We start from the raw sequence: 15,897 nt of genomic DNA, 5'->3' as shown, positions 1-15,897 counted from the left end.
CATAAAATCCATCTCATAACTCACTAAACATGATGTATGTAACGAGATATAGACAAAATAAATAACCCCTTTTAATCTATATCTCGTCCTGATTAAGTTAGCTAAAATGATATGAAATAAATGACTATATTCAGCATTTCACCGCATGTCCACCATCAAAGAAATAGAGCCACCGGTGATCAACCTTACGTCCCAAAATATCCTCAATCGCGCGGCTATATAACTCTAGCTGGAAACGATAGTTTGCAGTCAAATCGTCTAACCCTTTTACATCATTCCAGACACGATCTGTTTTATAATCTAGCAGCACAAGTTTGCCATCCACCTCATAGAGGCAGTCTATAATGCCTTGTACTAATACTGTCTCATCTACTAGTGATGCCTGAAGTCCTTCCCCTTCATCTACGGTCTGCATCCCTTCATGTGGCGTTATATCATGCAACCACTCAGCAGGAGAATGATGTGCTGGCAGTCCGTAAATAAATGGAATCTCCCGTTTCACCCAATCTGCGCGCATAAGTTCCAATCCAGGCTCAGTCTCAAAAAAAGCAACGAGCTGCGTAGCATCAATGACCTCTGCCTGATGAGGCAGTAGAATTTGCAGTTGCAACAATCGTGCAAGCGTATTATCCACAACCTCAACATTGATCCCTGTTCCATCCATAGGAAGATGCTGCATCAATGTATGGTACACCGTTCCTCGTTCTGCACCTGTTAGCTTCTTCTCTTCCATGAATTTAGGACGACGCAGGTGCAATTTGAAGGACGAATCTGGATCATGGCTTCTACGATTGTCAGGCTGTACTACTGGATTCAACTTCTCATCGGGCGCATCATCTGTAAGCAAAGTGTTACTTTCGAGCCGTCTTGCCATCTCTTCCATCACCTGTAGCGGCTGATATTCCTGCTTGGCGAGCAATGTCTTGAGCTCAGAAACGGATGTACTTGCTGCAACCTGCGTTGCCGCTGTGTGTGGATATGCCCAGGATAATCGTTGATAGACTTGCTCCATAAGCGCGACATCTGCATGCTCAGCTTCAGTAACTTCATCACCATCACCGTTAACTTGCTGAGCTATTTCTAACACATCAACAGCTTCATTGCTTCTTTCTTCAGAAGTGCGTAACTGAACAGGTTGTATGGCTTGCAACGCAGCAATTCGTTCTTTTCGAACTTCTGGCATTGCTTCTTCCTCGCCCTTGGGATGCCCAAGAACCATATCCCGTGAAACCTGATCTGCAGAAATCACAGCGATGTTCCATCGTGACTCGTCATCCATTAAGCAAGATGAATAGGAATCACTTCCTCCAGCCAATTCACGCAGGGAAGACGCTGCTGGGTGACGAATAAGGGACGGGCCAATCCAGTCCAAATAATTCCGTCCTGCTGCCAGTAAATAGTCTGGCAGTAACAGCTCCGGACTGTCCTTCACTTGAGACCAGGCGGCTGCCTTTTTGGCAACATCCTTCACTGTCCCAATGAGGATCATTTTTTCTTTTGGACGAGTAAGTGCCACATACAGCACCCTCATCTCCTCAGCTAACAACTCAAACTGAGCCCGGCGTCGGATCGCCAGATTTGCCAGTGTCGGGTACGCAACCCGATTCTCTTGATCCACAAACCTTGGGCCAAACCCAAGTTCCTTATGCATGAGAAAGGGTGCGTTCAGATCTTGCTGATTGAACATTTTGGATATCCCCGCCACAAAGACTACCGGGAATTCCAATCCTTTGCTTCTATGAATGGTCATAATTTTTACTGCGTTGTCTTGCTCAGCAGAACCACCAACCGTTCCTAAATCTCCACCATTCTCACGCAGTCTGGAGACATAGGTCAAAAAGCGGAACAAACCACGATTGGCCGTCGCTTCCTCATATTGTCGTGCGCGGTCGTATAACGCTTTGAGATTGCTTTGTCGTTGCATGCCGCCAGGAAGACCGCCTACCCAGTCCAAGTAACCCGTCTCTCGGTAGATCCGCCAGATTAATTCACTCAGACTTCCTTGACGAGCTTCCAATCGCCATTGCTTCAATTGACGTGCAAACTGAACCAATTTCTGCTGCAATGTTACATCCTCATCAGGCTGCACAGAATTGTTTTCATCACTTACAAGATCAACCAATCCTGCCCAATGAGCCGCATCTACATCACTGCTTGCTGGTTGCAGGTCATCTATACGATCTACTTCAGCAGTAACTGCCGTCTCTCGCCGTGCTTCCTCCAGCTCTGTCCAAGCTTCAGGCCAATTCATCTGAACAACTTGAGCATCTTCACTTACTTGCTTGTATTGCTCATCCGAGTTACGGTCATGCAATGGATGATCTAGTTCTCCTGTAGCGAGGATTACTGCATCATAGAAGGATTGACCTTTATTACCAAGACGAATCTGTGCCAATTCCTCTTCGTCCAGACCCACAATCGGTGACCGAAGTACCGCAGCAAGAGGAATGTCCTGCCTAGGATTATCAACAATCTGAAGTAGGGACAACATGACCTCCACTTCTATAGCCTGAAAATATCCTTTGCTCTGCTCACCACCGGCAGGAATACCCTGTTGTCTAAACTCTTCAATCATGAGCGGTGCCCACATTAGAGCAGAACGCAGCAAAATGACAATGTCACCGTACCTTGCCGGTCGCATCGTTTTTAGTGCTTTATCATACACTTGCAGCGCAGGTTGATCTGCGTCGCCCACGATCTCTCGAATACGTCTAGCCATTGCACGTGCTTCCAGTTGAGCCGTCTCTAACTCAGCGCTCTCCAGTTCAGCAGTAGCCAGTGTATCTTCTTGCTCATCCGTGCTTTCAGACAGATCTGGCCCCCCACCCTGTCGATCAATTAATATGACCTCAGGAGTATATGCTTCGTCTTGTAACGTCTCTGAGGGAAACGATGCTCCATAAGCAAGTTGGGCTCGTTCATCATACGCAATCTCCGCCACACCTTCGTTCATAATCTGTCGGAAGAGCATATTGACCGAATGAACGACTTCTTCACGACTTCGAAAGTTACGTGCAAGATCAATACGTCTGCCAGTGCGCTCGTTGGAATCTTCTACCTGATCCAGTTCAGCGCTTGAAGCATATTGACGATATTTATTAAGAAATAGTCCCGGCTCAGCCAAACGAAAACGATAAATGCTCTGTTTCACATCACCAACCATAAATCGATTGCCGGGATTCTCTCTGGAAATGAGTCTTACGATATCTTCCTGCACCGTATTCGTATCCTGATATTCATCCAATAACACTTCATCAAAACGTGCACGGAATTCCATCGCCGCATCTGAAGGCATGGACACAGCTGGCGTAGAATCCTCATGACGCAAAATTTGAAGACAGTAATGTTCCAGATCACTAAAATCGACCTGTCCACGTTCCTGCTTCGCCTGTTGGTATCGTCCTCCAAACTCACTAACGAGTTTAGACAACTCGTGCATAAGTGGTGCGGCTTGCTCTAATTCCTGCCAGAATGAAAAAGCAGTTCTCCCGAACAATGATCCTTTCAGATCCGTTACTGCTTTTTTGGCTGCTTCGCGCAGCTCCTTAACTTGCTCTTGAAGCCCCGGGTCTGTCTGATCTTTCTTACAAGGCTTGAGCTTGCCAAATGCAGCTAATTGGAACACGTCTGGCAACTTGTCCCATGGCATGATCTGCACAGCAGAACGAAGCTCCTCCACCATCGCCAGATCTTCCTTAAGCGTATCCGCATAAGGTGCCGGCCCTTCTGGCTGCATTGCAATCTCAATCCCTTGGCGCAACACTCCGGCAGCGCCGCTGAGCGTAAGTGAAGCATCTCGTAAAATACTCTGTACCCAAACCGTGCGACCAAGTGCCTCTACACTCTCTACCTGAAAAGCAGACGCCATTTCTGCGAGCCAGTGATCTGGCCAAGAATGACTGCGAGAGAAGTCATACAGCCGTTGTACGAGCCGATGCATTGCATCGTCGTTCCGCTCACCACTGAACCAATCTACTAATTTGCGGAATGTACTGCCTTCATCCTGCTCCCCATACTTTTCTTCGAAAAGCTGTTCCAGCAGTTCCTGCCGCATCATTTCAGCTTCATTTTCGTTCAATATCCGGAAGGCGGGATTCAGCGGAATCTGTTGATAATAACGGCGAATCACTTCCATACAGAATGAATGAAGTGTCGTGATAGACGCACGCCCAAGCAGTGAAAGCTGCTTACGTAGATGCTCCTCCCCAGGCTGATCTTCCAGCGCACGTTCCAATGCTTCCCGTATACGCTGCTTCATCTCGGCTGCGGCAGCTTTCGTAAATGTGGCCACCAGCAAACGATCTACGCTGAATCCCTGAGAAGGGTCGGCAATTTTACGAATAATCCGTTCGACCAATACAGCCGTTTTACCCGATCCTGCAGCCGCGGCAACTAGAATGTCTTCTCCGCTCTGAGAGATCGCACTCCACTGGTCATCACTCCAGAAACTACCTTCTGGTTTTGGCATATTCGTCATAACGTTTCCCCTCCCTTGTTGTGGGATAACAACTCCCATATTTGCTGTTTGCCTGGTCTCGATAAGAGATTATATTCATTACCTTCTATATTCTCATCAAACTGACAGACTGGTTTATACGGACAGAAAGTACATGCCACTTCCTGCTGGATACGATAAGGCTCGATGCCCACGTCCCCGTCCGTAATCCGTGTACCAATCTCTTGAATATTACTTCGTACTGTTGCAAGCAGCGTATCCCATTGCTCAGGCGTAGCTACAGCCGCACTGCTGTAAAAACTACCATCTGCTTTCAGTGCAACCGGAATGATCGCAGAATAACCTTTTTCCAAGGTATGGTCCATTTGAGCGATGTTATCTCGATCTGCGAGCAATAGTCCTTTCATTTTGAAACGTTTCAGTAGCTCTTGTCCTGCCTGCTCCGAGGTCATGCCATTAGAGGATTGCAGTAGCGGATTATGCACATGGAAATATAGCGTACCCCCAGGCATCGCAGACTCGCCAAGCCATTCCTCAGCCGAACTCAACAACACTTCCAGATACGTAAGCATCTGTAGTGACAGACCATAATAAACTTCGTGTAGCTTGAGATCCGTCTGGCTTGACTTATAGTCAATGACTCGTAGCAAAAGTCCATTTTCCCCTTCAGCCACATCTACACGGTCAATTCGACCAACAATCTCCATCACACAGCCATTTTCCAGCTCAAAACGTAGCGGCGGCAACGGCTTACCTGGCCCAAAATCAAGCTCAAGCCCGATTGGCTCATAGCTCCCTCGTCTGGACTGTTCTCCCAAAATAACGGAAGCTCTGCTGACAATTTCCTTCAGCTTACGGAAAATGTATCCGTACCGTTTGGTGCTAAGCAAAATTTCTCCTTGAAGCTGTGGAGCGATCTGTTCTACCGTCTGCTCTGCCTCTTGTCGGCATTGCTCTGGCGATAAGCTTCCCCAGCTACGATTTTCTTCACGTAAGCGCATCGCCAACTGACTGAGTGCAGCATGAAATAATTGTCCGATGTCTGGTGCTTGAAGACGGTAAAGCTGGCGATCCTTCAATCGTAATCCATGAGAAGCAAAGTGAGAGAAAGGGCATGCTACAAAACGTTCCATCCGGGAGACACTTGTGCGAACTTCCGTACCATACAATCTCCGACTAGTGGATGTACGAAGTGGTAACGCCCGATTGCGATAAAAGACAGATCCCAGTAATCTCTCTAATAGCGGTTTGCTGCTTTCTTGCGAAGCATGCCAGTTGTACACCGCCCACCATAATTCTGGAATGTCTTCACCCCGGCGCCATCTGCGCAATTGTCCAATTAACGTAGATAAGCTCTGTTCAGGATGACGAACATAGGCCCAATGATTCTGTGAAGCTACTGATCCCTGAGGTTCCGTCAAAAGAGGCTGTTCCTGTTTGCCAAACATGTTCCGTACATGTCGTACAATTTCCGAAGGAAGCAGCGACTTCCCTTCATCATCCGCTACAGGATAACTTAACCACAGCTGGTCACTAGCTGATGTTAAGGCTGTATAGATTAGAAAACGCTCGTCCAACATTTGTCTGGTCACACCAGGTCCCAGAGGCAAACCTCTTTCTGTTAATAAAAGCCGTTCCTGCTCAGTCAATACACCATCCTCTTGAGGTACAGCCGGAAGTTCTCCATCCACCGCCCCAAGAATAAATACATACTTGATATCCTGCAGGCGCGTCCGATCCATTGAACCAACGAGCACCTGATCCAGTGCAGGTGGAACCAGACCCAATTTAAGTTCCGTTAGTCCAGTCTCGATCAATCCAGCAAACAAATCCAAATCCAGTCGCTCGGCTCCCATCATATCGACCATCTGATCCAGCAGATCCAGAACGGCTCCCCACATTTGCCGATGCTCGCGCGAACGTTCCGGATCACCTTGAGCGGTAGCCTCTGTAGACATCGTCTCCAGCTTCCACGGAATCTCGGCATCTTCAAGCAACGTGTATAATGCAGCGCACTGTTCCTTGGCTGTCTTCGCCTTGCTCATTCGTTTCTCAAAAGCACCCATGGGATCTGTAATAACCGTACGGCACTTTTCCATCAACGATAACATTTGTTCACGTCCGCGGCTCCGATTGTCCTGACCGTTGTCCTCCAGCGACAAGCTAGGCACATACTTCCAAGGCTTGCCGTCAGTCCAGCGGTATCCGTAAATACCACAAGCCAGGATGTAATTTTCGAGTTGATCCATGTCCTCACGACTCACTGAACCATCACGAGGCAGAAGCAGGTCTGTTTTGACACAACGAAATACATCTTCGTAGCGCCAGCGACGACGAACAACATCCAGTGCCGAACGAATAAACTCTGCGAGCGGATGATGCAGCTCACTTCGTCTACGGTCCAAGAAGACAGGGATGTTATAATCTCGGAACAATGGCTCGGCAATATCTGCATAAGCATCTAACTGACGAACCAACACAGCCATCTCTCGGTAACGAGCACCCTCATCCTGAGCCAAACGTCTCATTTCCCGTAGTGCACCTTCAAGTTCCGCACGACGATTCTCAGCTGCATACAACTTAATGCCAGAATTGCGCCCCTCACTTCTCCAGCGAACTCTACGATCGAATCCAGCTTCCAAATGCGCTAATCCTGGACTACCTTCATATCTTGGAGCAACCTCTGGCTGAAGAATCAACGTTTCGCTCGGCACGCCTAAATCATCAGCCATACCTTTGAGGCGTGCATAAGCACTCGCTGTAGGATAGAACAGATCTAAATCATTAGGAAGTGCACCATGCTCGTATGGGCGATCTAATGTCAATGCAATCGTAACGTTAGAAGACTGTAACATCAGTCTACTAATCACACTCATTTCCTGCGGGGTAAATCCCTGAAACCCATCTATCCAAATCTGAGCGTCCTGAAGCATCGTGCCTTCAGACAACCGTTCGGTCAATTCACTAAGCGTATCTTCATCATCAATGTAAAGATCCGTTAATTCCTGTTCATAATCACGATATATAAGAAGCAGATCATGGAGCTTGTCTCCCAATATCGGTGCTGACGAAGAGGCATTCCACATGGAAACCCCATCCCCCAGCGATGCAGGATCAAGCTCATAACGTTTAAATTCACCATATAGATTATTCAAATGACTAATAAAGCCTAATTGGCTACTTGAAGCACCAAATAATTTCAACTCTTCCTTACGCCGTTGCAGTACTTTATAGAGCAGCATCTTCTTACCTTCAGCACCAATGGGAATACGCGCCGAACCACCAGCCTCCTGCATGACGCGGTAGGCTAGTCTTCGGAAACCAAGCACTTCAGCGCGCATCGATCCTCTGATCATGCCAGAAGAGACGAGTGCTTGCTCTGTACGGAATGAACTCTGTTCAGGTACTAGTAAAATAAGCGGATTCCCCTGTGGCTCCTGTTGAAGCAGGGTAGTAATTTCCCGAGTAACCAGGGCACTCTTGCCACTGCCTGCCCGGCCAATAACGAAGCGTACGGACATGTCTAATCCTCCAAATCATCACGAACAAGATTTTAATTCCCAGTATAACATACCTGACTCGGTTCGGAACATACGTTTGCCACTATTCGGCAGCATCGGAAACATCTCCATAAGCATAAAAAAGGCCTACAGCTAAATAACTGCAGACCTCCAACTTAATGTTGATATGGTTGTTGATGTTTTTTAATTGGTCGTTTACATGCTCGTGTGACTGACTACATTACTTTGTTTTACTACGAACCTCGAAGATCGCAAATTTCAGGTAATGTCCTTCATCTACACCTAAAATCTGTGGATGATCCTTGCCTGCTGCCTTCCAATCAATAAGGCGAAGTACTTTGCCCGCATCTTCAGCCGCATCTGCGATTGTTTCGAGGAAAAGGTCTGGGCGCATGTGATATGAACAGCTTGCCGTTACAAGATATCCACCTTCATTGACCAGCTTCATGCCATGAAGATTGATATCCTTGTATCCACGGCATGCACCTTTGACTGCTGATTTCGTTTTGGCAAATGCCGGTGGGTCGAGGATTACGACGTCGAATGACTTACCTCCACCAGCAGCGAGAGCTTTGGATGTATCTACTTTTTGCTCGCCTGCACGTGCACGTACATTGCGTTCTTCCAGACCTTTAACCTGTTCACGCAAGTACTGGAACGCATCTGCTACGACAAATTCAACTCGATCTGTGAATCCATTCAACTCTACATTCGTTCTAGCACTCTCGATCGCATGCTCTGAAATGTCCAGACAAGTTACCTTCTTCGCTCCGTACTTGCAAGCATTCAACGTGAAGCTGCCCGTATGAGAGAAACACTCTAGTACCGTCGCACCATCCCAATAAGGGAATGTTACAACTTTACCACTTTTGTTAACAGGCAACCATTGCTCACTACCATCCTGCTCCACTTGCTCAAGGCGGATACCGCTTTTATAACCCCAGCCCTTCATTAAGGGTTCGATGGCCGCACGGTTTTCACGCTGATCGAAGAAATAACCTGTTTTCTGACCTTCCACGATATCTACTTTAATAAGCAAGCCGTTCTCTGTTACTGTCACATGACGTGGGCACTCTCCGTAAAGAGGACCTTTGGTCTGCTCCAAGCCTTCCAGCTCACGAATAGACACATCGCTCCGCTCGTAAATGCCTTCAGGCTGCATCACTTCAATCAGAGCTTGCACAATCGCCTCACGGCAACGATCCATTCCCAGTGTCAATAGCTGTACCACAAGTACACTACCGAAGCGATCAACGATCAACCCAGGTAAAAAGTCTGCTTCCCCGTATACCAAGCGATACGCTTCTCCGTCTTGGATGAAACGTTCACGATGGCGTAAGCAATCCTGGAAACGTGCTGTAAAGAACGCCGTGTCCATCTGAGCAAAATCTAACGGTTGGTAAGATACAACCCGTACGGTAATTTGTGATGCCGGATTGTAATACCCTGTCGCCAAATAGCGACCTTGATGATTTAATACATTAACCAGATCTCCAGGCTCTGGATTTCCGTCAACTGAGGCGATTTCATTGTTAAAGATCCATGGATGTGCATGTTCAAGCCGCTTTTTGCGACTGCGTTCTAGGGTAACCGATGGCAAGGTAAATCCACTTCCTTTTGAGTTAGTTGAAAAGATAGGTTTAGTGCAAAGGAGGCGCTCCGGGGACGGATCGGTCTTTCGATCGCTGTTATCCCCAGATTTTTTGGATTCCCTTTCTCGAAAGGGAAAATCCGGGGATAAAGGCGAACGCTCCGCTTCTTCAGATCCGATTCCGTCCCCTCCGCTCCGTTTGCACGAATCTCCGTATCTTTTGAATATGGCGTTACGTAGGGTAGACCCTTTAGGTGTGGCTGTTCCTCTTATCAGTTCCCTTTTTCTAAAAGGGAACTGATAAGAGGAAGGCGCTCGCTTCGCTTATTAAGTACCGTTTCGTCTGCTTCGCTCCGATTGTACGGACCCCGTATCTTTGGAATAGCTGAACCGTAGGCAAACCGGTAAAAGATTACTACCAGCGACTTGATCTTTTGATTTTAACTCTCTGTAATTCCTCATGCTTGTCATGGTTGTCCTTCCTTCCTCATAGGATGAAGGTAAGAGCAATGCAGGAAGGAATGAGGTTACGGATGTTCAGAGAAGTTGTGTTTCCTTTATTATATGGGCTTGTTATCTTCTTTACTGGCATGAAGGTCATGGAAATGTCGTTGCAGCGCATGGCTGGACCTATGCTCGCCGGGTGGCTCAATCGCGCCACTTCTGCCCCATGGAAAGGGATGGCTTTCAGCGCAGGCGCAACTGCACTGCTCCAGAGCAGTACCGCAGTTACCGTGCTAACCATTGGTCTTGCCAATACAAGAATCATCACCTATGGGCGCACGCTTGGGATTATTTTAGGTACAAATATCGGCACCTGTTTAACCACTGAGCTTGTTGGATTGCAGATTGGGCGTGCTGCACTACCTCTACTCGTTCTTACCCTGCTTGGCTGGGCTACTTTTGTTGTCCTTACAGAACGCAATCAGGCGGCTCATGAAGAAACCAAGCGAACGCTTTTTCAGATACAATGCAGTTTTTTGGCAGCCGCAGGATTTGCATTCGTCATGACAGGCATTCAGGTCATGCAATCCATTGCAGTTCCACTTCGAAGCATGGGTGTGTTTCAATGGTTTTTGGATCGCTCCGCGGATAGCCTATGGTGGGGATTTCTTGCAGGAGCCTGTCTGACCGCCCTCATTCACAGCAGTGCAGCCGTCATCAGCATGGCGATAACTCTTGCCGCGACAGGTGTGTTGCCCGTAGAGATTGGCATTGCCATTGTAATTGGATCCAACGTGGGCACGTGCATTACGGCCGTGCTTGCTGCCGCTGGTGGAGCATCCGCAGGCAAATTCGTCGCAGCTGCACACGTCATCTTAAACGTGGCAGGCGCACTATTGTTTATGCCGCTCATTGATCAGCTTCATACAGCTTCTGCTTGGCTCTCTGCGGATCACGGGGCACAGATCGCCCATGCACAGACGTTGTTTAACATCATCTGTTCACTGTTAGCTCTACCCTTATGTTATTTACCAATCTGGCACAAAAAACCACCGGTCTCCGCCCCATCGGCGAAATCACCCGTGGCATAATGCTTCTGAAACGATATAAGTGCGTGTTCAAAAAGGTCGGTTTTCAGTACCGAGAAGATGGAATGAAGATAGAAATGGAGTAGCGGAGCGTAGGCAAAACTACGTGAGCAACGGACATTTCGGCTGAATTTCATCTTCGATGCTGAGATGCCCTCAGGCATCCATCGTAATCAAAAGCGGACTTTTTGAACAACCTCTACAAGTTCAACTAAAGAAAGTTTAGTCGCACCTATATAATCTTATTGATATCCAAAACGTAAAACGTAAAGATCTTGCTCTCGATAATTAAACGTTAATACCCAGTTTGTTCAGTGCGTCACGTAGAATGCTATCATTGTTATCATAGCCGTTACTTTCCTGTCTTGACCATGCTTCCTCAGGTGTATACCAGTCTACACCTTTAATTTCTTCAATCTGAGGTTGCATATCGCCGCTCTCTGCTTCCACTAAATAATAGTGAACTTCCTTGTCTACCGCGCCAAACTCTGCATGTTGGTACGTATAGGCGATAACATCGACAGGTTCTACAATTCGTCCAACCATGCCTGTCTCTTCCAATATCTCACGCAGCGCTGTCTGCTCGATCGTTTCGCCTGGTTCCATTTTGCCCTTAGCCAATGTCGTTTTCCCATAACGATCCACAATCAATTGGATTTGCAGTTTTCCGTTATAGTCTTGGCGATAAACAACGCCACCTGCTGAAATTTCTTTTTTGTTCATTTTGTTCTCCCCCAATCACGGAATACTTATGGTCTGTTCACACAACTTTTTAACCATTTTATTGCAAAAGAAGGATTTCATCGCCCGGGTACGTTCCCCAAGGAAATGAAATCCTTGTTTTTGTCATCTCGATTACATCGCTGCAGACTTCAGTTGATCTTCCAATACACGAACCAACGTAGCCTGGCTCTCATTGACACCAGCCTCAGTGAGCTTCACGCGGCATACTTTGCCAATCATATCCTGGGAACCATCGAATATTAATTGAATGTAATTGTCGCTGTATCCTTGAAGTTTACCGCTGCCTTCGCGACCCTTGGCTTCACCCTCAGGAATAACATCCAATACTTGTCCCACGAATTGCTGTGCATAAGCTAGCTGCATCTGCTCAGACAGATCGATCAATTCATGTACACGAGCATTTTTTACTTCTTCATCCACCTGATCTTCCATACGTGCTGCCGGCGTTCCGGTACGTTTGGAATAAGGGAATACGTGCATTTCGGAGAAACCGATCTTCTTCATCAGCTCATAGCCATTACGGAACATCTCATCCGTTTCACCCGGAAATCCTACAATAACATCTGTTGTAATGGCTACGTCTGGCATAGCTTCACGAATGCGGAGCATTTTATTGTAGAACTCTTCTGTTGTATATTTACGGCGCATCCGTTTCAATACTGTATCGTCACCTGCTTGCAGCGGAATATGGAAGTGACGAACCAATTTATTCGAACGTTTAATCACATCCAGCATACGATCATCGATCTGGCTAGCCTCAATGGAGCTAATGCGAATACGTTCCAGACCTTCGACTTTATCCAGATCCCAGAGCAGATCGGTCAGGTCGTAGTTTTCCATGTCGTCACCATATCCACCCGTGTGGATACCTGTAAGCACGATTTCTTTGTACCCCGCATGCACCAATTGATGCGCCTGTTGAACAATACTGTTCGACTCCCGGCTACGAGACAGACCACGTGACCACGGAATGATACAGAATGTGCAGAAGTTATTACATCCATCTTGAATCTTCAGGAAGGCGCGAGTTCGATCAGCAAAATCAGGCACATCCATTTCTTCAAACACACGTGTCTTCATGATGTTACGCACAGCGTTTACCGGTTGACGGGATTCCTGAATTTCTCTAACATACGGCAAAATTTTATCACGATCTTGTGTTCCGATAACCAGGTCTACTCCTGGGATATCTAGAATCTCGGCAGGAGAGGTCTGGGCGTAACAGCCAGTTACTGCCACTATGGCATCCGGATTCCGACGAATGGCACGACGAATAATTTGACGGCTTTTCTTGTCACCTGTATTCGTCACCGTACAAGTATTAATTAAGTATACATCGGCCGTCTGTTCATCAAAGTCCACTTGATCGTATCCTTCGTTCTTAAACAGTTGCCAGATTGCTTCTGTATCATAAAAGTTAACTTTGCAGCCTAAGGTGTAAAACGCCACGGATGGCATAATTACATTCCCCCCATTTCTCCAGATTCGTATAAAACACAAGTCAGCGCGGCCATACCAGCCGTCTCTGCACGCAAAATCCGTTTGCCCAGTCCAACCGATACAGCGCCAGCCTGATCCGCTTCCACCGTTTCCTTTTCCGAGAATCCGCCTTCTGGGCCTACTACGATTAACACATTAGCTGTATCATGCGGTCCGAGCTTTTCTACGAACGGTTTTAGCGCATCGCGCAGTTGCTTACCGTTTTCTTTTTCATAACAATAGCATACCAGATCATATCCCTCAAAAGAAGACAACAGCCCTTTCCAGGAAAGCGGCTGCTCAATGGACGGAATACGATTGCGATGACTCTGCTCAGCAGCTTCCTTGGCAATCTTCCCCCACCGCTCTAACCGTTTGCTCTCCTTCTTGGCATCATATTGCACGATCGTCCGTTCCGAGAGAAAAGGAACAAACGCTACCGCTCCGATCTCAGTGCATCGCTGAATGACCGTTTCCATCTTGTCACCTTTAGGCAAACTTTGAGCTATCGTTACATGAATACGAGCCTCATGATCCATCTCCAGAGGCTCCACAATATTCGTTGTCACTTCACCAGCTTCTATGCCTTCAATCTCCACCAGAGCTTCTCGGGTACGTCCGTCACTGACAATCAGCTTATCTCCAGGTTTGCCACGCATAACCTTACTGATGTGACGCGCATCATCCCCTGTGATCACAACCGAACGCTCTTGGAATTGTTCCTCAGATACAAAATAACGCTGCATAGGTCTGTCCACCATTCTATCCTGTTATGAATGGAATTCACCCTGCTCCCAAGCAGGCGTGAATCCATACGCCACAGATGATCATACAACTTTTACGTGCTTCTGACCAGTATTTCAGTCCAAAACGTTATCATTCGTTTGCTAGAAGTACGTGTTCAAAAAGGCCTCTAAAATAGACCCTTAATCAAATTCCCAAAATCGTCATACATACTGTATGCGAGCATGTATAACGGATTAATCGTTACATCTCGTAACGGAGGCACGATGAGAATAAGCAAGAAAATAAGAATAGACCATTGCTCCACACCCTGTAGCTTACGACTAATGGAGGGCGGTAATAATTCTTCCAGAACCCGATAACCGTCCAGTGGTGGCAATGGAATCAGGTTGAATAGAAATAGGAAAAAGTTCGTGAGATTGAACATGAAGAAGAAGGTTGCAATCGCTGTATACAATCGTTCATTTTCAATATTCTGCATAACGCCAGTACCAACGAGCGTAGCAAATACGATGGTTCCTATAATTGCAAGCAACAAATTGCTCAGCGGACCTGCCAAGGAGACAATCAAACTCATTCTCCGTGGGTTATCGAAATTAGCTCGATTCACGGGTACAGGCCGAGCCCAACCAAAACCAGCGATCAATAGCATTAGTACGCCTAATAGATCAAAATGCACAACAGGATTAAGTGTTACTCTCCCTAACAGTTTCGCTGTTGGATCTCCAAATTTATTGGCAAAATACGCATGTGCAAACTCGTGCACGGTAAAAGCAATCAAAATTGTTATCAAGAAAAACGGTAACTGATCTAGTGGGTAACGAAAGAGCGAATTTAGAAAATCCATCCGTTACCTCTTCCTAGCTACGTACGCCAGCCAGTCCTCATCACGGTGAACGGCACTTATTTCGAATCCAGCAGCAATGAGCCCGTCATGAACCAGCTGCTCTTTATTTTTCCAGATGCCTGATGCAATATATACGCCCCCTGGTTCAAGTGCATTGTAGACATCGTCCACAAACAGCATAATGATCTCAGCCAGAATATTCGCCACAATGACTTTGACTGGAAGTTTTACGCCAAGCGTTGGGTCTTCGCTCCCTAGAACAGATAGCAGATCACTTTCCTTCACCGTAATGCGATCATCAAGCCCGTTCAAATGTGCATTGTCCTTCGCGCTGGATACAGCAACTGGATCCAGGTCTAAGGCTAGAACATGCTTCGCACCAAGTTGTACCGCCCCAATGGCAAGAATACCTGAACCTGTTCCGACATCAATAACTTCTTCTCCGCCTTGAATCACTGTTTCCAGTGTACGCAAACAAAGGGAAGTTGTCGGATGCGTCCCTGTACCAAAGGCCATGCCTGGATCAAGCTCGATAATTTTTTCGTCCGAACTTTCCGGCGTATAGTCTTCCCATGTCGGTTTGATCGTCAAACGTTCTGACACACGCACAGGTTTAAAATACTTTTTCCAAGCATCTGCCCAGTCGTTCTCATCAACCGTTCTGGTCTCATAACGCACGTCACCCACATGAATATCGAATTCAGGAAGTTGCTCAATTCTCGGGCGCACTTCTGCCTGTAATGCTTCCATGTCTGTATCTTCGGAGAAATACCCTTTGATCTCAGCAAAACCTTCAGGGATATCATTCAAAGGAAACTCATACCACTCACCATAGGGTGCATCACGCTTTTTATTTAAAGTACCGGACTCTTCAATGGAAACCCCTCCAGCACCTGCTTCATGCAAAAAATTCGAAATCATCTCCACCGCTTCTTCGGTAGTATGTATTGTTAGTTCATGCCATAACATACGTTATATTTCCT

9 protein-coding genes are annotated in these 15,897 nt (G+C 46.9%); 1 reads left to right on the top strand and 8 read right to left on the bottom strand.

Annotated features, from left to right (window positions below):
* Positions 1–130: 130 nt before the first annotated feature.
* The 3 genes from addA to M3636_RS02395 all read right to left on the bottom strand — a co-directional run bounded on the left by addA (position 131) and on the right by M3636_RS02395 (position 9,577).
* Complete coding sequence (addA, locus tag M3636_RS02405; RefSeq protein ID WP_251381196.1) at positions 131–4,477, bottom strand: helicase-exonuclease AddAB subunit AddA; 4,347 nt, start codon at positions 4,475–4,477, stop codon at positions 131–133.
* Positions 4,474–7,977 carry a helicase-exonuclease AddAB subunit AddB gene (gene addB, locus M3636_RS02400; RefSeq protein ID WP_251381194.1) on the bottom strand — a complete coding sequence of 1,168 codons (3,504 nt, stop codon included), beginning with the start codon at positions 7,975–7,977 and terminating at the stop codon, positions 4,474–4,476. Before addB ends, addA begins: the two co-directional genes overlap by 4 nt.
* 220 nt (positions 7,978–8,197) lie before the next feature.
* On the bottom strand, positions 8,198–9,577 hold the full coding sequence (locus M3636_RS02395) for a class I SAM-dependent rRNA methyltransferase (RefSeq protein WP_251381193.1): 1,380 nt from the start codon (positions 9,575–9,577) through the stop codon (positions 8,198–8,200).
* Positions 9,578–10,101: 524 nt separating this feature from the next.
* On the opposite strand from M3636_RS02395, the gene M3636_RS02390 reads away from it, so the two are divergent.
* Positions 10,102–11,103 (top strand): Na/Pi cotransporter family protein, encoded by a 1,002-nt coding sequence (locus tag M3636_RS02390; RefSeq protein ID WP_251381192.1) that lies wholly within the window; start codon positions 10,102–10,104, stop codon positions 11,101–11,103.
* 285 nt (positions 11,104–11,388) lie between these two features.
* Here the strand turns inward: M3636_RS02390 and M3636_RS02385 are convergent, their stop codons facing one another.
* From M3636_RS02385 to prmA, 5 genes are all read right to left on the bottom strand, one after another.
* Positions 11,389–11,823 (bottom strand): NUDIX hydrolase, encoded by a 435-nt coding sequence (locus tag M3636_RS02385; protein ID WP_251381191.1) that lies wholly within the window; start codon positions 11,821–11,823, stop codon positions 11,389–11,391.
* Positions 11,824–11,955: 132 nt separating this feature from the next.
* On the bottom strand, positions 11,956–13,302 hold the full coding sequence (gene mtaB, locus M3636_RS02380; protein ID WP_251381190.1) for a tRNA (N(6)-L-threonylcarbamoyladenosine(37)-C(2))-methylthiotransferase MtaB: 1,347 nt from the start codon (positions 13,300–13,302) through the stop codon (positions 11,956–11,958).
* Between the two features lie 2 nt (positions 13,303–13,304).
* Entirely contained in the window at positions 13,305–14,069 is a 765-nt protein-coding gene (locus M3636_RS02375) for an RsmE family RNA methyltransferase (RefSeq protein ID WP_251381189.1), read from the bottom strand.
* A 167-nt stretch (positions 14,070–14,236) separates the two neighbouring features.
* On the bottom strand, positions 14,237–14,914 hold the full coding sequence (locus tag M3636_RS02370) for a site-2 protease family protein (protein ID WP_251381188.1): 678 nt from the start codon (positions 14,912–14,914) through the stop codon (positions 14,237–14,239).
* 3 nt (positions 14,915–14,917) lie between these two features.
* Complete coding sequence (gene prmA / locus M3636_RS02365; protein ID WP_251381186.1) at positions 14,918–15,883, bottom strand: 50S ribosomal protein L11 methyltransferase; 966 nt, start codon at positions 15,881–15,883, stop codon at positions 14,918–14,920.
* Positions 15,884–15,897: the final 14 nt, after the last annotated feature.

Origin of the sequence: Paenibacillus sp. MER 99-2 (genome assembly GCF_023714095.1) — a bacterium.
Classification (GTDB): domain Bacteria; phylum Bacillota; class Bacilli; order Paenibacillales; family Paenibacillaceae; genus Paenibacillus.
This window is presented reverse-complemented; position numbering and strand designations above follow the sequence as displayed.